Source organism: Pseudomonas sp. BRM28, from assembly GCF_002939405.1.
GTDB classification, from domain to species: domain Bacteria; phylum Pseudomonadota; class Gammaproteobacteria; order Pseudomonadales; family Pseudomonadaceae; genus Aquipseudomonas; species Aquipseudomonas palmensis.
In genome coordinates, this window is sequence record NZ_PEFV01000001.1 from 2,429,989 (window position 1) to 2,456,638 (window position 26,650).

Consider the following 26,650-nt stretch of genomic DNA (forward strand, 5'->3'; position numbering starts at 1 on the left):
ATCACGGTTCAGCTCCTGTTTTTGCGCTGGACGCAGAGAACTCCGCCTCTGCCGACTGGGGCCCGTCACGGGTGTGACGCTTGGCCTGGTACATCGCCGCATCGGCGGCATTGAGCAACTCGGCCGGGGTACGGCCGTCATCGGGAAACACTGCGATGCCAACGCTCAACGAGGTAACGACGCACTGCCCGTCCGGCAGGCGGATAGGCAGGCTCATGCTGGCGGCTATCTTGTCGGCGATACGCTGGGCATCCTCGAAGCGATGCAGAGGGGTAAGCAGCACCGCAAATTCGTCCCCCCCCAGACGCGCCACCAGGTCGTGCTCGCGCAGCTGCGCACGCACCCGGCTGGCCACGGCGACCAGCACCTCGTCGCCTGCGGCATGACCGTAGCTGTCGTTGATTTCCTTGAAGCGGTCGCTGTCCAGAAACAGCAGCGCCAGCCCGTCGCCATGCTTGATCGCGTTGCGCAGGCTGCGGCTCAGGCGGCCCTCGAAGAACGCCCGGTTGGGCAGGCCGGTCAGGCTGTCGTGGCTGGCCTGGTGGGCCAGGGTCTCGTTCTCGCTCTGCAGGTGGTTTTGCCAGGCTTCCATTTCGTCGAGCAGGGCATTGAAGTCGTTGCCCAGCTCGTTGAGTTCGGCGATCTGGGTGGAGGGCACGCGCCGGTCGAAGCTGCGTTCGCGCCGCGCCGCATGGGCCACGCTGGCCAGCCCGCGCAGGGGCCCCACGATATCGGCGAACAGCCGGCGCGACAGGTACAGCGCACTCACCGCGCTGAGCGCCGTGCACAGCAGGATGCCCGCCAGACCACTGAGCAGAAAGCGCATCAGGCTGCCGCCCTGGCCAACCAGCTCGATGCGCCCCACCTGCTGGCCCTGGTGCACCACCGGCAGCCGGATCGGCTCTTCGAGCAGGGTCCGGGCGATCTTGAGCTCCAGCTGGTCGAGCATGCCGCCTTCACTGCGCTCCCAACTGGCCAGCAACTGGTCCGCATCGTCGAAGACCTTGACGTTGGCCACTTCCTCGGCCGCAGCAATCAGCGCCAGGGCTTCGTTGGCGGCGCTGCTGTCGTTGAACACCACCGCGGCCTCGACGGTGTAGTTGATCGAACGGGCAATCAGGTGAAGGTTGTGGTTGGCATAGACGCGCAATGCCAGCACCCCCAGCACGGTCAGCGAGATGCCGGCCAGCCCGATGGCCAGCAACGCCACGCCCAGGTGCCCGCGGCTGAGCACCGCGCGCAACGTGGTCCGTTCGCGTGTCTTGAGCCAGCCGATCATGGCTGCAGCGCTCGGCGCCGCGACAATTGCAGCACGCTGGGATGGATGCGCACGCCGCTGCGCGCCACCGAGTCGAGGTTCACGTCAAAGGCCACCTGGGTGTCCTTGACCCGCAGACAGAACAGGCTGCCGACCGTACAGGGGTCATCCGCTTCGCTGATGCTCAGCACCGGCTTGCCGTTGATCGCGCTGATGAGCTGGCTGCGCGCCTCGCCACTGAGCTTGCCGATGTACACCGCGTCGCACTGGGTGAGGATACGCGGATCCCCCGCCAGCAGACGACGTACGGTCAGCGGCCGGCCGGTGGCCTGGGTGGTCCCCTTGACCAGGTCGTCGGCATATTCGGTAGGGCCGATCAGGCACAGGCGCAGCTGTTCGGGTTCCACCGGCCAGCGCGCGTAACTGAGGATACCCAGTACCACCTGGGTCACTGCCTTGGCCCGCTGCTCGGCCAGTGTGGCGGCTGCGGCGCCCTGGGCCATGCCGTGCAGCGGAAGTACCAGCACCAACGCCGCCAGCAGCATGAGCCTCCAGCGTTTTACACGTCCCGGTGTAAGGGCGGCGACCTTCATATAGGAAATCTCTTAAGACCATGCCTTGCGTGGGGGCAAGATAGCATAACGCCTGCTTTTCCCGCGAGGTCGCCTCCAAGGGCGGATCAGCCGAATCGTCGGCTGCGCCGGCGCCTTACACCTGTTCCAGCATCAGCCCGGAAATACGCTTGACCTTGCGCCGCACCGCCTCCTCGAAAATGCCCTGGCGCGGCTCTATCAGGCTGAAGCAGTCCTTGGCGCGGGTGATGCCGGTGTAGATCAGTTCCTTGGTCAACACCGGGTTCAAGGCGTCGGGAAGCACCAGAACCGTGTGGGAGAACTCCGAGCCCTGGGACTTGTGCACCGTCATGGCGTACACGGTTTCAACCTCACTTAACCGGCTGGGCAGGACGAATCTGACGCCGCCCTGGCCATCGTTCCGAGGAAACGCCACCCGCAGCAACGGTGTGGAGGCCTGGGCGTCCGGCAGGCGCAAGGCAATGCCGATATCGCCGTTCATCAGGCCCAGACCATAGTCGTTGCGCGTCATCAGCACCGGGCGACCTTCGTACCAGGGCTGTTCGCCATCGATCAGACCGGCCGCCGTCAGCACCTTGCCGACCCGCTGGTTCAGGCCCTCGACGCCCCAGGGGCCCTTGCGCACCGCGCACAGCAGCTGGAAGCGCTCGAAGGCGCGCAGCACCTTCAGTGCCCACGCCTCCCAGCGTGGATCGTCAGCGGCGGTATCCGGCGCCGGGCGGGTCTGGCGAATCAGGTGCAGGTACTCACGATAGCCCTGCGGGCTGTCGCCACCGCGGCCCAGCCCCTGCAGCAGCAGGGTGTCGAGCTTGCGGTCGTGCTCGCCGCTCAGGCGCAGGCTGTGCACGTCGGCAAGACCTTGCTCGAGCAGCGCACGGGCCTGCTCCGGCTGCTGGCCATTGACCTGGCGCGCCAGCTGGCCGATACCGCTGCCCTCACCAAAGCGGCGCGAATGGCGCAACATCACCACTTGCTGGGGCAAGGGGTCGCGCTGGGCATCGCCCTCGACCAGGCCGCTGCCGGCCAGCGACTCGCCACTGACCTGCTCCAGCCAGCTGCGGGTGGCAGCGCTGTAGCGCCCGGCCTCGGCATCGCGGCACAGGTCGCCCAGCACTGCGCCGGCCTCGACCGACGCCAGCTGGTCCTTGTCCCCGAGCAGAATCAGGCGCGCATGCTCCGGCATCGCCGCCAGCAGGTTGGCCATCATTTCCAGGTCGATCATCGAGGCCTCGTCGACCACCAGCACGTCCAGTGGCAACGGGTTGCCGGCGTGGTGACGAAAATGTCGCGAGCCCGGGCGGCTGCCCAGCAGGCGGTGCACGGTGGAGACATCGCTGGGGATGTTGCTGCGCACGGCGTCACTGACGGCCAGCCGCTCCACTTGCTGGCCGATGGATTCGGTAAGACGCGCCGCTGCCTTGCCGGTCGGTGCGGCCAGGCGGATACGCAACGGGCGCCCGACCTCCACGGCCGGGGCCTGCAACAGGGCCAGCAGGCGCACCACGGTGGTGGTCTTGCCGGTGCCGGGGCCGCCGGTGATGATGCTGAACGCACTGCGGGTGGCCAGCGCGCAGGCGAGCTTCTGCCAGTCGACCTGACCGGCCAGCGCCGAGCCTTCGAACAGCGCATCCAGGCGGGCGCGCAAATCGGCGGGCGTGGGTTCGGCCTGTTCCAGGCGTTCGCGCAGGGCACTGTCGATGCGCCGTTCATAGGCCCAGTAGCGGCGCAGGTACAGGCGCTGCCCACTCAACACCAGGGGGCGCGAAGCCTGCGCTTCGCTGCTGCCCAGGGCAACCAGCGCGCTGCCTTGCAGGCGCTGGCACCAGGTGGCCAGATCGAGGCGCTCCAGCAGTTGCGAAGGCAGCAGCAAGGGGCCGGCCAGGGCATCGCCCTCGGGTGGCAACGACAGGGCAAAGTCAGGCTCGGCCAGGGTTTCGGCCAGGTCCAGGCACACGTGCCCGTGCCCCAACTGGTGGCTGGCCAGTGCGGCGGCCAGCAGCACCAGCGGGTCGGCCTGCGGGTCGCGTTCGCCGAGGAAGGCCACGAAGGCGCGGTCCAGTGCTCGCAGCCAGCCGCGCTCGACCCATCGATCGAGCAGCGCCAGCAGGTCGGCGCCCACCGTCAACGGCGCCAGGGCCGCCAGATGCCCGGCATCCAGAGGGGTGGGCAACAGGTCGTCGAACGTGCGGCTCATGCGCTGTCTCCGGAAAACAGATCAGGTTGCTGCGGTGCGCTTGCGCCGCTGAACAGGGCATCGAGCCGCTCGATCAGCACGCGCGGCGGCTTGATGAAGTACAAGCCCTGGCTGGCCGCGTGCACCCCACGCAGGAACAGGAACACCGCGCCGCCCACATGCCGGTCGTAGTCGTAGTCGGGCAGGCGGGCACGCAACTGACGGTGCAGGGCCAGCAGGTACAGCACGTACTGCAGGTCGTAGCGATGCTCGAGGATCGCGCCCTCCATCGCCAGCTCGCTGTAGGCCTGGTCGTCGGTGCCCAGCCAGTTGGACTTGTAGTCGGCCACGTAGTAGCGCCCGTCGTGCTCGAATGCCAGGTCGATGAAGCCCTTGAACATGCCATTGAGCAGCGCCGACTGCGCGGCAGGTCGGGCCGCGCCGTCATGGGTGTGGGTGCATACCAGGCGGTCGAGGGCCAGCACGTCGACCTGATGGCTGGCGAACCAGAACTCCATCTCGATCTGGTACTGGCTCAACTGGCCCAGGGCAACCGGCGCACTGTCCGGTGCCAGGTGCAGCGGTGCGTTCAGCAGGTGTTCGAGCCAGTTGCCGAGGGTGTTGATCCAGCCGGTCCAGTCGCGCCGGTTGCAGCGCTGGGCCACGGTCTTGTGCAGTTGCTCGGGCGCCGCGACCACCTGGCCGAAGCCTTCGTGACCGGCCCATTCGAGCAGCCCGTGGAGGAAGGTGCCGGGGTTGGGGCCACGCGGGAAGCGGTGGATGTCGCCGCCCGTCGCCACGACCTCGCGCAGGGCCTGCGGATCGGCCGGTTCGTCATCGAGCAGTTGCTGGGCCTGGGAGCTGTCGGCGGTGAGCAGCTCCTCGCCGATGCGCAGTGCACTGTAGGAGGCGATCCACCAGTTCTCTGCGGCGCGGCGGCGCGGCTGGCGGGCCGGAAGCAGCTCGGCGGTGTTGCGCGGGGCCTGGTAGCGCTGGGTGTCGGCAATCGGCAATACCTGGCTGTGGATGGTCGCGCAACCTTCCTGCAATGCCTGCAGCCAGCCCTCAAGGGCGGTGGAAGCCGGCAGTACAGCGCCGCCGCCCAGCAGGTAGCCGAGCGCGCAGCGGTGCAGCAGCGACTCCTTGCCGGTGCCGCGCTTGAGGTCCGCCACCCCCAGCCAGCACGCGTGCTGGGCACGGGTCAGGGCCACGTAGAGCAGACGCAGGTCTTCGGCCAGGCGCTCGTCATCGGCCAGGGCGATCTGCTCGGCATCAGGGGTCAGGGTCAGCTGGGCATTGCCCTGGGCGTCGTGCCAGCCCAGGGGCAGGCGCTTTCCGTCCACCGGCTTGGCGGTGCTGATGAAGGGCAGGAACACCAGCGGGTATTCCAGCCCCTTGGATTTGTGGATGGTCACCACCTTGACCAGTTGCTCGTCGCTTTCCAGGCGCAGGATCTGTTCTTCACCGGCCTGGCCGGAGCTGGCCAGGTGTTCGCTCAGGTGGCGGATCAGCGCCTGCTCGCCGTCCAGCTCGGTGGCCGCCTGCTGCAGCAGCTCGGCCAGGTGCAGCAGGTTGGTCAGCACCCGTTCGCCATCGCTGCGGCGCATCAGTACCTGGGGCAGGTCGAAGTCGTGCAGCAGGTGACGCAGCATCGGCAGCACGCCCTGGGTGCGCCAGAGGTGGCGATAGTCGCGGAACTTCATGACCCAGTGTTCCCACACCCGCTCGTCCTGGTTGAGCTGGGCCAGCCGGGTCAGCGGCAGGTCGAGGGTGACGCTGGCCAGCGCCGCCTTGAGCAGGCGCTCGCTGTCGGGTTCGGCGCAGGCCTTGAGCCACGCCAGCAGGTCGTGTGCCTCCTGGGCGGCGAACACCGAGTCCTTGTCCGACAGGTAGACGCTGCGTACGTCGCGGGCGGCCAGTTCGGCGCGGATCAGCTGGGCCTCGCGACCGTCGCGAACCAGGATCGCAATGTCCGATGGCAAACAGCCACGCAACGCCTGGCCTGGCTGGACAAAGCCGCTGGTGCCCAGTTGGCCGCCGTTGAGCAGGCTGACGATCTGGGTGGCGCAGCTGGCGGCTACCTGTTGGCGATAGACCGCGCCGGACAGCGGCTCGTCGCTTACCAGGTGCCACAGGTTGAGCGCTGCCAGGGGCTGCCCGTCGACCTGCAGGTGCTCCTTGCGCCCCTGCGCCCTGACCGCCACGAAGGGGACGGGGTTCTCGGCGCCGTCGCGGAACAGGAACGCCCCGCGACCGGCCTCGCGCTGTTCGGCGCGCATGAATACATGGTTGACCGCATCGACCATCGGCTGGCTTGAGCGGTAGTTGGTATCCAGGCTGTGCAGCCGTCCGTGGGTGGCGCGTCGGGCGCCCAGGTAGGTGAAGATGTCGGCGCCGCGGAAGGCATAGATGGCCTGCTTGGGGTCGCCGATCATGAACAGCCCGGTTTCGCGCACGTCCTCCTCGATGCGATAGATACGCTGGAAGATGCGGTACTGCACCGGGTCGGTGTCCTGGAATTCATCGATCAGGGCCACCGGGAACTGTTCGCGGATCAGCCCGGCCAGGCGCTCGCCGGCCGTCCCGCCCAAGGCCGAGTCGAGACGCAGCAGCATGTCGTCGAAGCCCATTTCGGCGCGGCGGCGCTTTTCCTGCTCGAAGCGTTTCGACACCCAGTTGGCGGCGTGTTCGAGCAGGCGGGCGTCCGGGGTCGGCAACGCCTGCAGCTCCAGGCGCAGGCCGGGCATGGCATCCAGCGCCGGGTGGCTGGGCGGCTCGCCCTTCCAGGCTTCGGCCATGCCTTGCGGGGTGAAGCGGGTGAACCCGGTGCCAATATCCAGCTCCACCGCCTGCTCGTCCTGGGCCCAGGCCGCGATCTTCTCGCACCAGGGTTCGAAATAGCGCGGCTGCATCTTGCGCCCGTCCACCTGCTTGGCGGCATGTGCGGCATGGCACAGTTGCAGCAGTTCCTGGGCCCACTGTGCCCAGGGCGCCTTGAGCTGGCGCAGCCGTTCGGCACGTTGTTGCACCACCGCTTCGATCAGCGCCTGTGGGTCGGCGCTGTCTTCCTCGCTCCGCGTGCGGCCGAACAGCGCGCGCACCCTGGGCAGCAATGCCTCGGGGCTGCTCCAGTGGCTGCGCACCCAGGCCAGGGCCTCGCCGTGCATGGGGTAGCAGAAGCGCCGCCAGTAGTCGCGCATGACCTGGCCGAGCAGCTCGCTGTGGTCGGTCTCCAGGGTCTGGGTGAACAGGCTGCCGCTGTCGAACGCGTGCTCGCGCAGCATCCGCTGGCACCAGCTGTGGATGGTCGAGACGGCGGCTTCGTCCATCCACTGCGCGGCAACGTCCAGGCGGTTGGCGCAGGCGGGCCAGGTGTCCGGGGCGTAGTGCTCGCGCAGTTGCACCAGCAAGGGGTCGGCTTCGGGCAGTTCGCCACGGAAGAACCGCGCCGCTTCGGCCAGGCGGGTGCGAATGCGCTCACGCAGCTCTTTGGTGGCCGCATCGGTGAAGGTCACCACCAGGATCTGTGGCGGCAGCAGCTCGCGCCCGAAGCCCTGCTCGCCGCCATGGCCGAGCACCAGGCGCAGGTACAAGGCAGAGATGGTGAAGGTCTTGCCGGTACCGGCACTGGCTTCGATCAGTTGGCTGCCGTGCAGCGGGAAGGTCAGTGCCAGCGGCGGCTGGTGTGCGTGGGCAGTCATGGATGCGCCTCTTCACTGCCCAGGCGTTGCCAGGCGGCTTCGAACATCGGCCGGTACAGTGCCTCGCACCAGCCCTCGAATTCTTCACTCGCGGTCAGCGCCGCGAAATCACTGAACTGCCGGGCCAGTGCGGTGCTTTCGCTGCGCTCGCCGCGGGTGTTCTGGCCGTCGCCGTCGTAGGCCTTGGCTGCGGCCGTCAGGGCTTTTTCAGGGTCACTCTGGCCGAGCCAGGTGAAGGCGGTCTTGATCGCCACCGGCAGCGGCGCATTCATGCCGGCCTGCCGGGCCACCAGCAGGTCGCCAAGCAGTTCCGCGGCACGCGGTTGCTCCAGCGGGTCGAGCAACAGGGTCACGTCGGTGGCGACCACTGCGCTGCTCAACCGGTGCCCCACGGCACACGCTGCCAGGTGCATGACCCAGGTCGCCACCAGTCGGTGCCACTTGAGTGATTTGCCGCTGCTGATGCCGTTGGGCAAGGTGGTGATGCTCAGCAGCGCCTGGTCGTCACGCTGGTACACCCGCCCCAGCCAGCCTTCGAGCCGCAGCTGGCGATACTCGAAGCTGATCGGCAGCGCACTGTCGATCAGGGTTGGCCATTGGCCGAGCAGTTGAGCGTGTCGCAACAGCAGGTCGGGCAATGGCTCGATCAATTCGGCCTGCAGGCATTCTCCGAAGCCGGCCAGCGGCAGCATGCCGCTGCGTTGCAGGCGACGGGCCTGGGCCTGCAGGGCGTCGGTGCTGTTGGTGGGGTCGGCCAGGGCTGCGCCCAGCAAGCTTTCGCTCAGGCTGTAGCGCTGCAGGGCGTCGAGCACGAAGGGCTCTTCGTCGGCCAGGGGGGCTTCGGCGGCTTCGAAGAACACCTTCAGGCGCTGGCTGAAGAAGTGCCGAACGGGGTGGCGCATGAAGTCCTGGAGCAAGGTCAGGCTCAGGGGTTCTTCGGGCACGAAAGGCTCCAGTTGGTCGGCCTCGGTCGGCAACTGCGTTGGCGGCAGGTGCAGGGCGCGCCATTCGCTGGCATAGCTGAACAGGTTGCTGTGCTTGTGGAAGTAGCGGGCGCTGAACGGTTGCAGGGGGTGTTCCTGCGTCAAGGCGTGCAACAGTTGCAGACCGCCCTCCACTGGGTCGTCGGCCTTGGCCTTGGGGCTGCGCCAGCCGGCGGCGAGGTGATCGCGCAACTGGCCGATGAGCACCGACGCCGGCCGCTCGCTGTTGTCGCGAATGCTGCGGCCCACCCAGCTGACGTACAGTTGCTCACGCGCCGACAGCAACGCTTCGAGCAGCAGGTAACGGTCGTCCTCGCGTCGAGAGCGGTCGCCGGGGCGGTAGTCGCTGCCCATCAGGTCGAAGTCCAGCGGCGGCTGCGCACGCGGGTAGTCACCATCGTTCATGCCCAGCAGGCACACCACCTTGAAGGGGATGGCACGCATGGGCATCAGGGTGCAGAAGTTCACCGAGCCGGCCAGAAAGCGCTGGGACAAGCGCCCCTGGTCCAGGCCGGCGAGCCAGGCTTCGCGCACCACCGTCAACGGCAAGGCGTCCTCGAGCCCGACCGACTCGCAGGTTTGCAGCCAGGTTTCGCACAGGCCCTGCAGTTGCACCAGCAGGTAGTCATCGTGTTCGGTTTCGGCCAGGAAGAACACCTGCAGCAGGGCATGCAGGCGCGTGCCCCATTGCGCCGCCGGTGCCGGCTGCGAGAGCTCGGCATGGGCCACCTCGAGCGCATCGAGCAGGGCCACCAGCGGGCCGATCAGGGCAGCATCGAGGCCGCCGATTTCATCATAGGGTTCGATGTCGTCGCAGCTGTCGCCCGTGCCCACCGCATAGCCCAGCAGCATGCGACGCAGGCCGAATCGCCAGCTGTTCTGCTCGAGGTCATCGGGCAGGCCCAGGCCGGCACGCTGCTGTGCATTGAGGCCCCAGCGCACGCCGGCCCCTTCGATCCAGCGGTGCAACGTGGGCAGGTCGCTTTCCTTGATCGCGAAGCGGGCACGCAGGGCGGGAACATCCAGCAGATCGAGAATCTCGCTCACCGGGAAGCGGCTGTCCGGCAACTTGAGCAGGTGCTCCAGGGCAATCAGCAGCGGGTCGCGGCCGCGCTGGCCCTGGTCGGTCAGGGTGAAGGGAATGTAGCGCGGGTCGTTGCGCCCAAGCTGGCCGAACACGGCGCGGATGTGGGGCGCATAGGTGTTGATGTCCGGCAGCATCACGATCACGTCGCGCGGGCGCAGACCGGGATCGGCGCTGAAGCGGGCGAGCAACTGGTCGTGCAGGATCTCGACCTCGCGCTGCGCGCTGTGGGCCACATGAAAACGCACCGAGCGGTCCTTGGCCGGGTCGACGGCGGGCCACAAGGCGCGGGTCTCGACCAATGGGCGCAGTTCGAGAATGTCGTCCTGCAACTGGTTGAGCAGAGTGGCCTGCCCGTTTTCGGTGAACAGGTCGATGCGCCCGTCACTGAACACATTGCGATAGCTGCCCGGGTCATCGTAGCTGTCGAGCAGGTTGATGTAGTCCCGGCCCTGCTTGCCCCAGGCCGCAAGCAGCGGATGGGCATGCTGGTGCAGGGTGTCGGCGTCGATCAGGCTGGGCATGCCTTGCTTGCGCTGCTGGCGCTTGTACTGATGGCGCAGCAGGTCCTTGTCGGCGACGATATCGGCCCAGTGGTGACGGCAGGGGTTGTGCACGCATAGCAGCACCTGGCTGAAACGTGCCAGGCCTGCCAGCGCTTCAAGGGCCTGGGCCGGCAACGAAGAAATGCCGAACACGATGACACGCGATGGCAGGCCCTTGGGGGCTTGTTCCAGTGCATTGATGCGCTCGACGAAACGCTGGTGCACGCCGGCACGGCTCTGAGCCATGCCTTCCTCTCCCACATCGAGCAGCAAGGCACGCCACAGCTCTGCCTGCCAGCAGTTGGCGGGGGCCAGCGTACGGGAGTCGCCGCGAGCGTTGCTCAGCACGTGACGTCCGGCTGCCCAGTCCTTCAGCCAATCGGCACGGTACACCTGGTATTGGTCGAACAGGTCGGCAAGGCGCTCGGCCAGCTGGTAGCGCTTGCGCAGGTCGCTGTCATCGGTAAGAAAGCGCTGCAACGGCTCGAAATGCGGCTGGTTGATCACTTCCGGCAGCAGGCGCATCAGGCGCCAGGTCAAGGGCGCCTTGTCGAGCGGGGAGGTTTCAGGAATCTCTTCGCGGCCAAGTACCCGGCGGTACAGCTGCCACATGAAGCTACCAGGCAATTGCACATCGATGGCGGCCGCGATGCCGCAACCGCCCTGGTCATCGTCCTGCGGGTCTTCGGCCAGGGCCAGCTTGAGCCACTGGGCGATACCGTTGCTCTGCACCAGCACCATCTCGTTTTCCAGGGGTGCCAGCGGATAACGCCGCATCAGGCTCACCACCAGGCCACGCAGTTCATCCAGGTGGTTGCCGTGAACGACCATGAATCCCGGTTGAAGCGTGCTTGCATGCGGCATGGGGCATCCCTTGGGCTGTGCGGATTTTGGGGGGAACCTTATCACGGTCTGCGTACAGACCGAGGGCCTGCAGCTTTTCGGCCCACAAAGACAAAACCCCTACCTGCAGATGCAGATAGGGGTTTCGGAATTTAATCTTGACGATGACCTACTCTCACATGGGGAAACCCCACACTACCATCGGCGATGCATCGTTTCACTACTGAGTTCGGGATGGGATCAGGTGGTTCCAATGCTCTATGGTCGTCAAGAAATTCTGTTGCCAGAAGGCCTTGTTCAGACACTCCAGCGAATCGGGTATGTGATGTTCGTGAGTTACAAATCTTCGGCTTACTGTGTCTTCACAACACCGCAATCTGGTCGTTCGACGCAACCGCGACGCGGACGGCGATGAAAGCACCACGACCATCACCATCAATGTCACCGACAGCAAGCTGGTGGCCTGCGCCGATACCGAGGTGAAAGTCTACGAAAAAGCGCTGGACCTGACCCAGGACCCGCAGGACCTGGCCCCGGGCACGGTGGTGGGCAGCAACCCTACCTCGCCTGGCGAGACGGGTACCGGCACCCTGGTCGGCTCGGTCACGGGCGGTTCCGGCGCGCTCACCTACACGCTGGTGGGCAGCACTACAGGTGCCTATGGGCAGATTCAGCTCAATGCCGACGGCAGCTACAAGTACACCCTGACCTCGGCGCCGCACATCGGCAACGGCGACGACGGGGCGAATATCGTCACGTCCGAGACCTTTACCTACAAGGCGACCGACCAACTGGGCAACAGCGTCACCAGCACCATCGTGATCAAGATCGTGGATGACGTGCCAAGGGCGGAGTCCGACAGCACCACGGTGGTGGAGGGCGGTACGGTCACCGGCAATGTGCTGGATAACGACACATTGGGGGCAGACGGCCCGGCCCAGGGCGGGGCGGTGGTGGGTGTGCGGTTCGGCGCCGACACCTCGACCTCGGCCATCGGCTCGCTGGGCGTGGGCATCGCCGGCACCTATGGCACCCTCATCCTGCATGCCAACGGCGAGGCCGAGTACAAGGCCAACCCCAATGCGGTGACGCAGGACGGTGCCCAAGACACCTTCACCTACACCATTCGTGACGCGGACGGCGACGAAAGCACCACCACCATCACCATCAATGTCACCGACAGCAAGATCGTCGCCTGCCCCAACAACGAGGTCACGGTGTACGAGAAGGCCCTGGACCTTAGCCAGGACCCGAACGACCTCGCCCCCGGCACCGTGACCGGCAGCGACCCCGGCTCAACGGGTGAAACCGCGACCGGCAGCCTGGTGGGCTCGGTCAGCGGAGCCAGCGGCGCGATCACCTATACGCTGGTGGGCAGCAGCACGGGCGCCTATGGGCAGATTCAGCTCAACGCCGACGGCAGCTTCAAGTACACCCTCACGTCCGCACCCAAAACCGCAGGCGGGCTCAACGACGGCCCCAACGTGGTCACCAGCGAGACCTTCGTCTACAAGGCCACCGATGCGGCCGGCAACTCGACCACCAGCAACATCGTGATCAATATCGTCGATGACGTGCCCACAACGGCCGACGCCGTGCGTTCGACCACGCCGGGGCAGGTGGACACCAACGTCATGCTGATCATCGATGTGTCCGGCAGCATGGCCGACAATTCCGGGGTGCGCGGCCTGTCGCGCCTGGAGCTGGCCAAGGAGGCCATCGGCGCACTGCTGGACAAGTACGACGACATGGGCGATGTGAAGGTGCAGGTCGTCACGTTCTCCACCGGTGCCAGTGATCGCACCGACGTGTGGGTGACGGTGGCCGAGGCCAAGGCCCTGATCAAGGACCTGACCCCGGGTGGCTCGACCTATTACGACTCGGCAGTCAACGTGGCGCAGACGGCCTACCAGACGCCGGGCAAGCTGGAGGGGGCGCAGAGCGTCAGCTACTTCTTCTCGGACGGTGCGCCGACCTCGGGGCATGCCCTGACCGAAACGCGCACCGGCAACTGGGAGAACTTCCTGGGCGACAACGGCATCAAGTCGTATGCGATCGGGCTGGGCAGCGGCGTCAACACCGGCAATCTCAACCCGGCTGCCTATGACGGCAGTACCCACACCAATACCAACTCGGTGGTGGTCACCGACCTGGCGCAACTGGACAACGTGCTGTCGGGCACCGTGCAGGGCGCGCCGATCACCGGCAGCCTGATGAGCGGTGGCGACTTCGGTGCCGATGGTGGCTTCATCAAGTCGCTGTTGATCGACGGCACCACCTACACCTTCGACCCCAAAGGCAACGCCAACCAGCCCAGCTATGCAGCCAGTGGCGGCGCAGACCGCGGCACCTTCGACGCGAGCACCCACAGCATCACGGTCAAGACCGCGCTGGGCGGGACGCTGGTGGTGGACATGGACAACGGCCAGTTCACCTATACGCCGCCCAAGGACAGCGGCAGCAATCAGGTGGAGACCATCCGCTTCGTGGCCAGCGACAACGACGGCGACCTGAGCGGTGCCAACCTGGTGATCAACGTCAACACCAATGCTGCGCCGGTGGCCGGTGCCGATCATGTCATCACCAATATCCTTGCGCCGAGCATCAGCGTGCCGGCCGCCGCCTTGCTGGCCAACGACAGCGACGCCAACCACGATCGCCTGAGTGCGGCGCCGATCACCTTCAACACCGGCTGGACCAAGGGGGCGGATTTCACGGCCGGCAACGGCAAGACGGTCATCACCTTCACCGGCCAGGACGACACGCTGGCCAATCAGGAGCGGGTTCTGGCGCGCAGTGCCTTTACCGGCGCAGCCGGGTCGATGACCGCGGCGCTGGTGGTCAGTGGCTACCTGGGGGCGGTGAGTGCTGCCAATGGCAATGACGAAGACGTGATCAAGGTAAGCCTGCGCGAGGGCGAAACCCTGACCCTGGACCACAACCGCACCGCTGATCGCAACTTGCTGATGCAGTGGAAGGATGAGGGCGGCACCTACCACACCATCGCCGATGGCGGCAGTTTCACCGCCAGCCATGATGGGGTGTACAGCATCCATCTGGTCAACCAGGTCAATGACGACGGCGGCAAGGGCGCAGAAAGCTACCAGCTGAACATGTCGATCAACTACGCCGGGGCGCATGACTACACGCCCACCTACAACGGCACCTATACCGTCAGCGACGGCCATGGCGGCAGCGCCACGGGGGCGGTGGACATCACCTACCAGGCCGGCAGTACCCTGGAAGGCACCAGCCACGACGACGTGCTGCTGGCCGGGAGCGGTGATGACGTTCTCAATGGCGGTGCAGGCAACGACGTGCTGATTGGCGGCGATGGCAACGACAAGCTCTACGGGGGGGATGGCAACGACCTGTTGATCGGCGGCAACGGCAACGATCTGCTCGACGGTGGCGCTGGCAACGACACCGCCAGCTACGCCGGGGCGAGCGCTGGGGTGACGGTGAGCCTGGCGCTGACCGGTGAGCAGAACACGATCGGCGCCGGGCTCGACAAGCTGGTGTCGATCGAGAACCTGATCGGCTCCGACCACGACGACAAGCTGACCGGCGACGACAACGCCAACACGCTGATCGGCGGCCTTGGCAACGACATCCTGATCGGGGGCGGTGGTGACGATCTGCTGATCGGCGGGCCGGGCAACAATACCCTGACCGGTGGCGCGGGCAGCGATACCTTCCTGTGGCAACAGGGCAATACTGGCCACGACAAGGTGACCGACTTTACCCCGGGTACCGATCGGCTGGACCTCTCGCAATTGCTGCAGGGCGAGAACGCGACGTCGGCGTCGCTGGACGATTACCTGCACTTCACTGTGACGGGCACGGGCAACGGTGTGATATCGACCATCCAGGTGAGTGCGGTGGCCGGCGCGGCGCCGACCCAGACCATCGAACTGGCTGGCGTGGACCTTGCCCATCACTATGGGGTGACGGCGGGCGCGGGTGGGGTCATCTCGGCGGGGGCGGATACAGCCACGGTGATCAACGGGATGCTCAATGATCATTCGTTGAAGGTGGATACGGTGTGACATGAGGCGTAGATGGCGCAGCTGACCTGCCGCTGCCATCGCGGGCCAAGCCCGCTCCCACAAGAGCAATGAAGTAGCTGTGGGAGCGGGCTTGGCCCGCGATGGGGTGGGCGCGTGGTTGCGCCTAGGTACGCTTGCGCAAGGTCTTCTGCCGCGCGATGTACACGGTCACCAGTACCGCACTGGTGAGCATGAACCCGCGTGCCCACGGCAAGGGCACCAGGTAGCACGAAAAACCTATGCTTAGCCACATCAGCCCGATGGCGTATACCTTGGCCTTGAGCGGAATGCCCTCACCGCCCAGGTAGTCGCGAATCCACGGCCCAAGCCGCGGGTGATTGACCAGCCATGCGTGAAAGCGGGGCGAGCTGCGCGCAAAGCAGGCTGCCGCCAATAACAGAAAAGGGGTGGTCGGCAGCACCGGGAGGAAGATGCCGATCACCCCCAGCGCGACGCTGAGCCAGCCGATGGCCAGCAGCAGGTAGCGCATGGATGCAGACTCAGTGGTGGCGAGGCTTGAGCAGCGCAGGTTTCTCGTCCGGGGCATGGCACAGCAGGTACAAGGCCGTCAGCGCCTCGGGGATCTGCACGATCATGTCGTCCATCAGGTTGGCGTCGCTGGCGATGTCGGCGAACTCGGCCTCTTCGTCGAACAGGCCGGAACCGACCATGATCGGCAGCAGCATTTCGCTGACCTCTTCCTCGGCGCTTTCGAACCAGGCCGCTTCACGCAGGAACACCCCTTCCATGAAGCCGATGCACCAGCCGCGCAGCTCGGAGTCGTCCGGCTCGCCGCCAAGGTCCAGGTCGCACGGCAGCTCGAACTCCTCATCGCTGGCCAGTTGGCGGGCGATGTGATCCTTGAGCTTGATCAGTGTGCTTTCGATTTCTTCGCGCTGGGCCTCGTCCTTGTAGTGCGGCGGCTCGGCGAACAGGGCGTCGATCCATTCACGCTCGGGAACGGCTTCGGAGCAGATCGACAGCGCGGTCAGGTAGCCGTGTGCGGCAACGTAGTCCAGCGCTTCTTCGTGCAGCTCGTCAGCGTCGAGGAAGGCTTGCAGGCGGGTTAATTGCTCAGCGAAGGACATTACAGGGCTACCTTGGGAATAAACGATGCTGGAATTCTAGCATCTTGCGGCGCCTGCGAGGCAAAGGATGACGCCTATCGCAGAGCCCCCTGCACGGGCGCCGTGTCCGGTATAATGCCCGGCTTTTGCGCCCGGTCACGCCAGCATGCGGCCCCGGCAAAAGCCGCTTACGCAATTTCAGGTGTGGCGGGGAAGCTTTTCATCCAGCCTGTGGCCAGGATGGTTCTGCGATTTATGGAGTTTTTATGCTCGAACAGGCTCAGCGCGTCCTCAAGGACATCTTCGGCTACGACAGCTTTCGCGGGCGCCAGGGGGCGATCATCGAATGCGTGGCCAAGGGCGGCGATGCGCTGGTACTGATGCCCACCGGCGGCGGCAAGTCGCTGTGCTTCCAGGTTCCGGGGCTGCTGCGCGAAGGCCTGGCAGTGGTGGTGTCGCCGCTGATCGCGCTGATGGACGACCAGGTGGCGACCCTCGACGAGCTGGGTGTCGCCGCGGCTTCGCTGAACTCCACGATGAGCGCCGACCAGCAGCGCGAACTGGCCATGCGCATTCGTCGCGGCGAGCTCAAGATGCTGTACCTGGCCCCGGAACGCCTGGTGCAGCCACGCATGCTGGATTTTCTGCGCAGCCTGGACATCGCGCTGTTCGCCATCGACGAGGCGCACTGCGTGTCGCAATGGGGCCATGACTTCCGCCCTGAATACCTGCAACTGGGGCAACTGGCCGAACTCTTCCCCAACGTGCCGCGCATTGCCCTGACCGCCACCGCGGACATGCGTACCCGCGAAGAGATCGTCACCCGCCTGCACCTGCAGAACGCCGAGCGCTTTCTGTCGAGTTTCGACCGGCCGAACATCTTCTATCGCATCGTGCCCAAGGAACAGCCGCGCAAACAGTTGCTGGCGTTCCTCAACGAGCGGCGCGGCAACGCCGGCATCGTTTATTGCCTGTCGCGCAAGAAGGTCGACGATGTGGCCGCGTTTTTGTGCGAGCAGGGGTTCCCGGCGCTGCCCTATCACGCCGGCCTGCCTGCCGAGACCCGCGCCAGCAATCAGCGCCGCTTCCTCAACGAGGAAGGCCTGATCATGGTCGCGACCATCGCCTTCGGCATGGGCATCGACAAGCCGAACGTGCGTTTCGTGGCCCACCTGGACCTGCCCAAGTCGCTGGAAGCCTACTACCAGGAAACCGGTCGCGCCGGCCGTGACGGCCTGCCCGCCGATGCCTGGATGGCCTACGGCCTGCAGGACATGGTGATGCTCAAGCAGATGCTGCAGAACTCCGAAGGTGACGAGCGTCACAAACGGGTCGAGCAGCACAAGCTCGATGCCATGCTGGCACTGTGCGAAGAGACCCGCTGCCGTCGCCAGACCCTGCTCAACTATTTCGATGAAGAACTGCCCCAGCCCTGCGGGCACTGCGACAACTGCGTCGACGGCGTGCAGACCTGGGACGCCACCGAGCCTGCGCGCCAGGCGCTGTCGGCCATCTATCGTACTGGCCAGCGCTACGGCGTGGGCCATCTGGTGGACGTGCTGCTGGGCAAGGACAACGAGAAGATCCGCAGCTTCGGGCACGAGAAGCTTGCCGTGTATGGCGTGGGCAAGGCTCGCGCAGAAGGCGAGTGGCGTTCGCTGTTCCGCCAGCTGGTGGCGCGTGGCCTGGCCGATATCGACCTGGAAGGCTATGGCGGGCTGCGCTTGTCCGATACGTGCCGGCCCTTGCTGCGTGGCGAAGTCACCCTTGAACTGCGCCGCGACCTCAAGCCGCAGACCAGCAGCAAGAGCAGCAGCTCGGGCAGCCCGGCCAGCCAGCTGGTGCGCGGCGAGGAACGCGAACAGTGGGACGCCTTGCGCGCCCTGCGGCGCAAGCTGGCCGAGGAGCATGGCGTGCCGCCGTATGTCATCTTCCCCGACTCGACCCTGCTGGAGATGCTGCGCAGTCAGCCCGGCAGCCTCAGCGAGATGGCCCAGGTCAGTGGCGTGGGGGCACGCAAGCTGGAGCGCTACGGCCAGGCCTTCCTCGAGGTGCTGGGCGGCGCTGCAGAGGCCCCGGCCCCGGTCGCCGACCTGCGCCACGAGCTGATCAGCCTGGCCCGCGCGGGCATGACTCCGCTGCAGATCGCCGGCCAGCTGCAATGCAGTGAAAAGAACGTTTACAGCCTGCTGGCCGAGGCCATCGGTCGCCAACAGCTGTCACTGGAACAGGCGCTGGACCTGCCCGAGGACCTGATGGGCGAGATCCAGGACGCGTTCCTCGACGGCGAAGGCGAGTTGCCGCCGGTGTCGGCGATCATCGAGCAGTTTGGCGGACGCGTGCCTGAGGGCGTGCTGTATTGCGTGCGCGCCGCACTGGCGGCCGAGTTCGAGATGTAGAAAGGTTGTTTGTCATCATTTATGACGATTATGCAGCGCCTGCCGACGGCATGAGCCTTGCCTAAGGCCCAAGGGCATGATTAGCTGCCTATTAATTAGTTCTGATGATGAGTTTCCTATGCCGTTGACCGATCACCACCGTTTCGGGATGCAGTTGGCCCATATGTCCCGGGGTTGGCGCGCCGAGCTGGACCGCCGCCTGGCCGGGCTCAACCTGTCGCAGGCGCGCTGGCTGGTGCTGCTGCACCTGGCGCGCTTCGACGAGGCCCCCACCCAGCGTGAACTGGCGCAGAGCGTGGGGGTTGAAGGGCCGACCCTGGCCCGTCTGCTCGACAGCCTCGAGGCCCAGGGCCTGGTCAAGCGCCAGGCCGTGCTGGAGGACCGGCGCGCCAAGAAGATCGTGTTGTGCCCGCCCGCCAAGCCGTTGATCGACCAGATCGAGACCATTGCCAACGCCTTGCGCGTCGAGCTGTTCGAAGGCATCGACGAAGAAGAGCTGCGCGTGTGCATGCGGGTGCACGCGCGCATCCTGGGCAACCTGGAGAAGTCCTAGAAGGTCTGCCCCAGGTTGAGGTAGAACGCCTTCTGGTTCTCGGTGTTCATGCCGTAGCTGAAGTTCAGCGGCCCCAGCGGCGTTTCGAAGCCCAGGAAGATGCTCGCGGCGTTGATGTAGCCGCTGTCGAACTCGTTGTCGTTGTTCCAGGCGCGGCCGCGTTCCAGCGAGCCGCCCAGATACAGCGGGAAGTCCAGCGGCAGGTAGGAGCGCGGGGTCAGGCGCCGGTAGTAGACCATGCGCATCAGGCTCAGGTTCTGGCCTGACACCGAGTCCTGGCGAAAGCCCGACAGCTGCCGGGCGCCGCCCATCACGAAGCTCGAGGTGACCACCTCGGCATCATCCAGAGTCCGCGCATAGCGACCGCCGAATACCCAGGTGTTCGGCCCGCTGCTCAGGGCCTTGTCCAGTTTCATGTCCCATTGGCGATAGCGCTGGTCGGAGCCCAGGCCCGGCTCGAACTGGCGCAGGGTCAGGCTGACGTCTTCGCCGCTGTGGGGGAAGTAGACATTGTCCAGGGTGTCGAACGAATACTTGAGGTCATAGAAGCCTTCGTTGAAGTTCACCTTGGGCAGGCCCTGTTCGCCGATGCGTACCTCGGCCTGCCCCCAGGCCTGGCCCACCCCCAGGCGCACTTCGCCGTTGTTGCCGATCTGGCGGCCCAGGTTGAGCCCGAAGCCATAGCGTTCGAGGCGGTACTCGGCGATGGGGTCGTTGTCCAGGGTGGCCTCGATGTTCTGCGAGCCGATGTCCAGGTAGGGCGCCACGAAGTAGCGCGACCCGGTATCCAGCGGCTGGTAGAACTCGCTGTAGAGCTCCTGCTTGTCGCCGATCTGGGCTCGGGTGAGCCACTCGGCGCCCAGGCGGTTGATGCCGTTGACGCGGTAGCTGGCGCCCAGGTTGAAGGCGCTGTCGCCACGCAGGTCATCGGACAGGTTCAGCCCCAGCCGCAGATAGTCGGTGCCGCCACGTCGGCCCCGGGCGTTGATCACCAGGGTGTTCTCGTCGCCCTTGTGCACCACGCGGTACTGCACCCGGTCGAAGTAGTCCAGGCCGTACAGGGTGCCCATGTCGGTGCGCAGGCGGTCGAGCTCCAGCGGTTCGCCGATGGGCTGGCGAATGTAGTAGCGGATCACGTCGTCACTGACCTTGGAGTCGTTCTCGACCTTGATGGCGGTGATCACCGGGGTGCGTTGCCCGGCCGAGCGCGCCTCGGCCAGTTGCACCGCCGTGTCGTTGACCCGGCGCAGGCTGGCCAGGCGCGGGTCGAGCAGGCGGGTGGCGCGGTAGCCGGCGTCGATCATGTCCTGGGCCCGGCCGAAGTCGGTGACGCCAAAGCTCGACAGCGGCGGCTGTACCAGGATGTCGTCGCGGTGCAGCGAGGCCAGTTGCTCTTCGGAGTTGCGCCGGGTCATCAGGGTGATCGACTGGTTGAGCACATCGACCACCGTGGCCAACTGCTTGCGATTGCGCAGCGGCGTGCCGATATCGACGACGATCGCCATGTCCACACCCATCTCACGTACGATATCCAGCGGGATGTTGTCGACCATGCCGCCGTCGACCAGTAGGCGGCCGTCCAGCTCGACCGGGGCGAACACCGCCGGGATCGACATGCTGGCGCGGATCACCTGGGGCAGGTGGCCCTTGCGAAACACCACTTTCTCGCCGCTGGCGATATCGGTGGCCACTGCGCGGAACGGGATCGGCAGCTTGTCGAAGTCACGGGTGTCACTGGCGTGGGCCAGCAGGCTTTCGAGCAGCAGCGCCAGGTTCTGCCCCTGGATCACCCCCAACGGCAGGCCCAGGCTGCCGTCGTCGCGAAAGCTCAGGCGCTGTTTGACCAGGAAGTCGCGGTCGTCCTGCTTGCGCCTGAAGGGGATGTCCTTGCGCGGCGGTGCATCGGACAACGCCTGCTGCCAGTCGATGGCCAGGGCCAGCTTCTCCAGCTCGTCGATCTTGTAGCCCGAGGCGTACAACCCGCCGATCACCGCGCCCATGCTGGTGCCGGCGATGGCGTCGATCTTCACCCCCTGTTCTTCCAGCGCCTTGAGCACACCGATGTGGGCCAGGCCGCGCGCCGCCCCGCCGGACAGCACCAGGCCGACCTTGGGCCGGGCGGCCTCGGCGGCGCAGAGGGCAAGGGAGGTAAGGGACAGCAACAGGCACAACAGCAGACGACGCATCGCGGCTCTCGGAGCAAAGGCTAAAGGTGGCTAGTATAAGCGCGACCACCTATCAGGAGACCGTTACCCCATGTCCGTATCCAAACCCGAAATTGTCATCACCTATTGCACGCAGTGCCAATGGCTGCTGCGCGCCGCCTGGCTGGCCCAGGAACTGCTGAGCACCTTCAGTGACGACCTGGCCCGGGTGGCCCTGGAACCGGCCACGGGCGGCAACTTTCGCATCACCTGCGATGGCGTGCAGATCTGGGAACGCAAGGCCGATGGCGGTTTCCCCGAGGCCAAGGTGCTCAAGCAGCGGGTCCGCGACCAGATCGACCCGCAGCGCGACCTGGGCCACAACGACCGCGCCTGACTCAGCCGCCGGAGGTGGCGGGTGCGGTGTGTGGTGCGCCGGCGGCCAGACGGCTTGAAATCACGATGGCCAGAATGATCAGCACCCCGCCCATCAGCATGCGCAAGGTGGGCTGCTCGGCGAAGATCACCCAGGCCATGGCGATGCCGTAGACCGGCTCCATGGCAAACACCACGGCGGCGGTACGGGCCTTGATCACCGCCAGGCTGGCCACGAACAGGCTGTGTGCCACGCCGGTGCAGAACACCCCCAGCAGCCCCAGCCACAGCCAGTCCAGCGCGCTCACCGAAGGCAGCAGCGGGCCCGCCACCGGCAGCAGACACAGTGCCACCACGGCGTTCTGGCACAGCGCCGCCTGTACCGCCGGAATGTGCCGCGAGCCTGCACGGTTGAGCAGTGACAGCAGGGCGAACAGCAACCCCGAGAACAACGCCCACAGCAGCCCGCTGGTGGCCTGGCTGGCGAGGTCGAAATCGGGCGTCACCAACACCAGGCCGATGCTCACCAGCAGTACCAGCAAGGCTTCGTTGCGACGGATGCGCTCACGGAACAACAGCCCTTCCAGAATGACCGTGAACGCCGGGAAGCTGGCAAAGCCCAGGGTCGCGATGGCCACGCCGGCCACCTTGACCGCGACGAAAAAGCTGACCCAATGGCCGGCCAGCAACATCCCGGCCAATGTCAGCCCGCGCCAGTCCCGTGCCTTCAGGGGTTGCCAGTGTTGTCGGGCAACGCCGACGAAGATGGCCAGGGCCAGCACGGCGAAGGCCGCACGGCCGAACACGATGACCGGCGGGCCGGCACTGGCCAGCTTGCCGAACACGCCGGTCAGGCCGAACAACAGCGCGCCTGCATGCAGGGCGCCCAGGGCGGTACGAGGGGTCATTGGCGGGCGGTTGCCTTGGATCGGGAGCACAGGCCACGCAGTGTACATGCCCCGACGTCCTGTCACAGGACTGCCGCACTACGGTCATGGTCGATTCACTGCCCACAGGCAAGCTCGCACAAACTCTCCCGGAGCCTGCCCATGACCCATGCCGAGCTTGGCAAACCTTCGCGCAAGCAGCGCGTGCGCACGCTGTGGATCTCGGACGTGCACCTTGGCACCCGCGACTGCCAGGCCGAGCATCTGTCGCAGTTTCTCAAGGGCTACCAGGCCGATCGCATCTACCTGGTGGGCGACATCATCGACGGCTGGAAGCTGCGGGGTGGCATGTACTGGCCCCAGGCCCATACCAACGTGATCCGGCGCCTGCTGACCATGAGCAAGCGCGGCACCGAGGTGATCTATGTGACCGGCAACCACGACGAGTTCCTGCGTCGCTACTCCAAGCTGGTGCTGGGCAATATCCAGCTGGTGGACCAGGCCTAGCACCTCACCGTCGACGGCAGGCGGCTACTGGTGATCCATGGCGACCAGTTCGACGTGATTACCCGCTATCACCGCTGGCTGGCCTTCCTGGGTGACTGGGCCTATGAACTGACCCTTACCCTCAATCGCTGGCTCAACCACTGGCGCGCGCGGTATGGCTATGGCTACTGGTCGCTGTCGGCCTACCTCAAGCACAAGGTCAAGACGGCGGTGAGCTTTATCAGCGACTTCGAGGAGGCGATTGCACGCGAATGCGTCAAGCGAGGGTTTCACGGGGTGGTGTGCGGGCACATCCACCACGCCGAAATCCGCAAGGTGGGAGAGGTGGACTACCTCAATTGCGGCGACTGGGTGGAGTCGTGCACTGCCTTGATCGAGCACTGGGACGGCACGATCGAGCTGTACCGCCTGGCCGACGCCCAGGCCCGTGAGGCCCTGCGCCAGGCCCGGGCGGTGGGTGAGCCCAGCCTCTAGGCCACGCGCAGGGGGCGGGCGATGGTCAGAACTGCACCTTGCCGCGCAGCATGTCGCGGTACAGGACAAAATCGCCCAGCAGGCTGTAGAAGGGGTAGGTGAAGGTGGCGGGGCGGTTCTTCTCGAAAAAGAAGTGGCCTGCCCAGGCAAAGCCGTAGCCGGCCACCGGGACCGCCAGCAGCAGCCAGCCGTTGGCACTGGCCAGGGCGTAGGCCAGCAGGGCGATCACCAGGCTGGTGCCGACGAAGTGCAGGCGGCGGCAGACAGGATTGCTATGCTCACCCAGATAATACGGATAGAACTCGGCAAAGCTGTTGAAGCGTGGGGGGCTGTTCACTGCGTCGCTCCCGTATCGGTCGAAGGTGGCGAAACATGCACGGCGTGGAGCCTGAACCGAGTCTAGAATTGTGTCGCAGTATCAGTCAGTGACAATAAGCGCCACTTTAGTATCCTTTGCGTTCACCGCAGGAGCGGTCTTACCCAAAAGAAGCCAGCCATGAGCGAAAGAACCACGTCAGCAAGCTGGGCCTCGGGGATCGTCAAGGCACTTGAATTCGAAGGGCTCGATTGCCCTGCGCTGTTCAAGCAGCTCGGCCTGGACTTCGCCGCGCTGGACGACCCCGACGCACGTTTCACCCAGGACTCCATGACCCGCTTGTGGCAACTGGCCGAAGAGTTGTCGGGCAACCGTGCCATCGGCCTGAACATGGCGCGGGTGGTGCGCCCGGCATCGTTTCACGTGGTCGGCTATGCCTTGATGTCCAGCCGCACCCTGGCCGAGGGGTTCGAGCGCCTGGTGCGTTACCAGCGCATTATCGCGGAGAGTTCCGACCTGAGCTTTCGCCTGGGGCCGGAAGGCTACTCGCTGGTGCTGACCGTGCATGGCGATCACCTGCCGCCCACCCGGCACAGCGCCGAGGCCTCGCTGGCCTGCGCCCTGGCGCTGTGCTGCTGGTTGAGCGGGCGCACCATCCAGCTGCGCCGCGTGCTGGTACAAGGCCCGCAGCCTCAGGATATAGAACCCTACAAGCAAGCGTTTCGTGCCCCGCTGGTGTTTGGCGCGCCCCACGATGCGCTGGTGTTCGAGCGCGCCGACATGGAGGCGCCGTTGCCCACGGCCAACGAGGCCATGGCAATTCTGCACGACCGTTTTGCCGGCGAGTACCTGGCGCGTTTTTCCGAAAGCCGGGTGACCCACCGTGCACGTCAGGTGCTGTGCCGCATGCTGCCCCAGGGCGAACCCAAGCGCGAAATGGTCGCCCAGGCTCTGCACCTGTCGCAGCGCACGCTGCAGCGGCGCCTGCAGGAGGAGGGCACCAGCTTTCAGACCCTGCTCGACGATACCCGTCGCGAACTTGCCGAGCAGTACCTTGCGCAGCCGAACATGACATTGCTGGAGGCTGCCTACCTGCTGGGTTTTGCCGACCCGAGCAACTTCTTCCGGGCCTTCCGGCGCTGGTTCGACCTCACCCCCGGGGAATACCGCACACGCATGGAGCTGGCGCGCAGTGCCGGCCCCGAGGCGTCGGCCCAGGGCGTCAGTGCCGCCAGAACGCCGGCATGCACAGAACCAGCACCGTAATGATTTCCAGGCGGCCCAGCAGCATGCCGCCGGCCAGGATCCACTTGGCGGCGTCGGGCAGGGTGGCGAAGTTGCCCGCCGGGCCGATGGTTTCGCCCAGGCCCGGGCCCACGCCGGATACGGTGCTGGCCGCGCCGGTCAGGGCAGTCATCCAGTCCACGCCCAGCAGCGAAAGCAGCAGCGCGATGATGCAGATGGTGATGGCGAAGAAGAACGAGAAGGTCAGGATCGACCGCACGATCTCTTCGTCGAGGCGATGACCGTTGTATTTCTGCTTGATCACCGCGCGCGGGTGAATCAGCTGGTTGAGGCTGGCCTTGAGCAGGATGTAGGCCACCTGGAAGCGGAAGATCTTGATCCCGCCCGCGGTCGAGCCCGAACAGCCGCCGATGAAACCCAGGTAGAAGAACAGCATCAGCGAAAAGTTGCCCCACAGGCTGTAGTCGCCCAGGGCGAAGCCGGTGGTGGTGACCACCGAGGTCACGTTCAGCGCCACGTGGCGCAAGGCATCGAACCACGGCAGGCTGGTGGTGGCCCAGTACCAGGTACCCAGCACCACCCAGGTGGCCACCAGCAGGCCGAGCAGGCCCTGTACCTGCTGGTCCTTGATCAGTGCCTTGCGGTTGCCGCGCATCGTGGCCACGTAGAGGGTGAACGGCACACTGCCCAGGATCATCACCACCACCGCCACCCAGTGCACGGCCGGCTGGTCCCACTTGGCCAGCGACTGGTCGGAGGTGGAGAAACCGCCGGTGGAAATCGCCGACATGGCGTGGTTGATGGCATCGAACGGGCTCATGCCGGCCAGCCAGAACCCCAGCCCGCCGATGGTGGTGATGCCTACGTACACCGCCACGATCGACTTGGCGACCATGTGCGAGCGGGGCATGACCTTTTCGGAGCGGTCCGAGGACTCGGTCTGGAACAGGCGCATGCCGCCAATGCGCAGCAGCGGCAGGATCGCCACCGCCATGCCGATGAAGCCGATGCCGCCCAGCCAGTGCAGCAGCGAGCGCCATATCAGGATGCCCGGCGACATGCTGTCCAGGCCACTGAGCACGGTGGCGCCGGTGGCGGTGATGCCCGACATGCTCTCGAAGAAGGCATCAGTGTAGCTGATGTGCTGGGTCAGCAGGAACGGCAGGGCGGCGAAGATGCACACCACCAGCCAACTGCTCACGGTGAGCAGGTACATGTCGCGCGGGCGCAGGTGCACGTGCTCGGGGCGCCCGGGTATGACCAGGGCCAGGCCGGCAATGAAGGTGATCAGGCTGGCCCACAGAAACGACGGCAGGTCGCCGGTGCGCTCGTAGATGACCAGGGTGGCCATGGGCACGGTCATGCTGATCGCCAGGGTAATCAGGAAGATGCCGATAATGAAACCGATGATCCTTAAGGTCGGCAACGCCATGTGATCTGCTCTGGGTTGAAAC

At 65.8% G+C, this 26,650-nt stretch carries 15 protein-coding genes, 1 rRNA gene and 2 pseudogenes; 6 read left to right on the forward strand and 12 right to left on the reverse strand.

Features of this window, described 5'->3' with window-relative positions; all coding sequences use genetic code 11:
• Window position 1: 1 nt before the first annotated feature.
• From CR917_RS11625 to rrf, 6 genes are all read right to left on the reverse strand, one after another.
• Window positions 2-1,279, reverse strand: coding sequence for a diguanylate cyclase domain-containing protein (locus tag CR917_RS11625; protein WP_043860716.1), 1,278 nt, complete (start codon window positions 1,277-1,279; stop codon window positions 2-4).
• Window positions 1,276-1,851 carry a YfiR family protein gene (locus tag CR917_RS11630; RefSeq protein WP_043860717.1) on the reverse strand — a complete coding sequence of 192 codons (576 nt, stop codon included), beginning with the start codon at window positions 1,849-1,851 and terminating at the stop codon, window positions 1,276-1,278. Before CR917_RS11630 ends, CR917_RS11625 begins: the two co-directional genes overlap by 4 nt.
• Before the next feature lie 115 nt (window positions 1,852-1,966).
• Window positions 1,967-4,045, reverse strand: a complete 2,079-nt coding sequence (gene recD / locus CR917_RS11635; protein WP_104572311.1) for an exodeoxyribonuclease V subunit alpha — start codon at window positions 4,043-4,045, stop codon at window positions 1,967-1,969.
• Window positions 4,042-7,725, reverse strand: coding sequence for an exodeoxyribonuclease V subunit beta (recB, locus tag CR917_RS11640; RefSeq protein WP_104572312.1), 3,684 nt, complete (start codon window positions 7,723-7,725; stop codon window positions 4,042-4,044). The genes recD and recB overlap by 4 nt, the downstream gene beginning before the upstream one ends.
• Window positions 7,722-11,201, reverse strand: coding sequence for an exodeoxyribonuclease V subunit gamma (gene recC / locus CR917_RS11645; protein WP_078481802.1), 3,480 nt, complete (start codon window positions 11,199-11,201; stop codon window positions 7,722-7,724). Before recC ends, recB begins: the two co-directional genes overlap by 4 nt.
• 135 nt (window positions 11,202-11,336) lie before the next feature.
• Window positions 11,337-11,452, reverse strand: a 5S ribosomal RNA gene (gene rrf, locus CR917_RS11650).
• A gap of 123 nt (window positions 11,453-11,575) precedes the next feature.
• On the opposite strand from rrf, the pseudogene CR917_RS11655 reads away from it, so the two are divergent.
• Window positions 11,576-15,229 (forward strand): annotated as a pseudogene (locus CR917_RS11655) (Ig-like domain-containing protein); the annotation flags it as partial.
• Between the two features lie 124 nt (window positions 15,230-15,353).
• Here the strand turns inward: CR917_RS11655 and CR917_RS11660 are convergent.
• Both CR917_RS11660 and CR917_RS11665 read right to left on the reverse strand, forming a co-directional pair.
• Entirely contained in the window at window positions 15,354-15,776 is a 423-nt protein-coding gene (locus CR917_RS11660; protein ID WP_370409172.1) for a YbaN family protein, read from the reverse strand.
• Complete coding sequence (locus CR917_RS11665) at window positions 15,730-16,317, reverse strand: YecA family protein (protein WP_104572314.1); 588 nt, start codon at window positions 16,315-16,317, stop codon at window positions 15,730-15,732. The genes CR917_RS11660 and CR917_RS11665 overlap by 47 nt, the downstream gene beginning before the upstream one ends.
• A 245-nt stretch (window positions 16,318-16,562) precedes the next feature.
• Between CR917_RS11665 and recQ the strand changes: the two genes are divergently transcribed.
• Both recQ and CR917_RS11675 read left to right on the forward strand, forming a co-directional pair.
• On the forward strand, window positions 16,563-18,695 hold the full coding sequence (gene recQ / locus CR917_RS11670; RefSeq protein WP_043864126.1) for a DNA helicase RecQ: 2,133 nt from the start codon (window positions 16,563-16,565) through the stop codon (window positions 18,693-18,695).
• Window positions 18,696-18,813: 118 nt separating this feature from the next.
• Window positions 18,814-19,248, forward strand: a complete 435-nt coding sequence (locus CR917_RS11675; RefSeq protein ID WP_043864125.1) for a MarR family transcriptional regulator — start codon at window positions 18,814-18,816, stop codon at window positions 19,246-19,248.
• Here the strand turns inward: CR917_RS11675 and CR917_RS11680 are convergent.
• A complete protein-coding gene (locus CR917_RS11680) occupies window positions 19,245-21,434 on the reverse strand; it encodes a patatin-like phospholipase family protein (protein WP_043864124.1) in 2,190 nt (729 codons plus the stop codon). The two genes, CR917_RS11675 and CR917_RS11680, sit on opposite strands and share 4 nt — an antisense overlap.
• 70 nt (window positions 21,435-21,504) lie before the next feature.
• Between CR917_RS11680 and CR917_RS11685 the strand changes: the two genes are divergently transcribed.
• Window positions 21,505-21,789 (forward strand): SelT/SelW/SelH family protein, encoded by a 285-nt coding sequence (locus CR917_RS11685; protein ID WP_054916592.1) that lies wholly within the window; start codon window positions 21,505-21,507, stop codon window positions 21,787-21,789.
• A 1-nt stretch (window position 21,790) separates the two neighbouring features.
• Here CR917_RS11685 and CR917_RS11690 read toward each other — a convergent pair whose 3' ends face one another.
• Window positions 21,791-22,675, reverse strand: coding sequence for a DMT family transporter (locus CR917_RS11690; protein WP_104573156.1), 885 nt, complete (start codon window positions 22,673-22,675; stop codon window positions 21,791-21,793).
• A gap of 141 nt (window positions 22,676-22,816) precedes the next feature.
• On the opposite strand from CR917_RS11690, the pseudogene CR917_RS11695 reads away from it, so the two are divergent.
• Window positions 22,817-23,635 (forward strand): annotated as a pseudogene (locus tag CR917_RS11695) (UDP-2,3-diacylglucosamine diphosphatase).
• 25 nt (window positions 23,636-23,660) lie between these two features.
• Here CR917_RS11695 and CR917_RS11700 read toward each other — a convergent pair.
• On the reverse strand, window positions 23,661-23,972 hold the full coding sequence (locus CR917_RS11700; RefSeq protein ID WP_043864120.1) for a DUF962 domain-containing protein: 312 nt from the start codon (window positions 23,970-23,972) through the stop codon (window positions 23,661-23,663).
• A gap of 159 nt (window positions 23,973-24,131) precedes the next feature.
• Here CR917_RS11700 and CR917_RS11705 point away from each other — a divergent pair, with 159 nt between their 5' ends.
• Window positions 24,132-25,217 carry an AraC family transcriptional regulator gene (locus CR917_RS11705; RefSeq protein ID WP_043864119.1) on the forward strand — a complete coding sequence of 362 codons (1,086 nt, stop codon included), beginning with the start codon at window positions 24,132-24,134 and terminating at the stop codon, window positions 25,215-25,217.
• On the opposite strand, the gene CR917_RS11710 is transcribed toward CR917_RS11705, so the two are convergent.
• Window positions 25,174-26,628, reverse strand: coding sequence for a TrkH family potassium uptake protein (locus CR917_RS11710; protein ID WP_043864118.1), 1,455 nt, complete (start codon window positions 26,626-26,628; stop codon window positions 25,174-25,176). The genes CR917_RS11705 and CR917_RS11710 overlap by 44 nt on opposite strands.
• Between the last annotated feature and the right edge of the window lie 22 nt (window positions 26,629-26,650).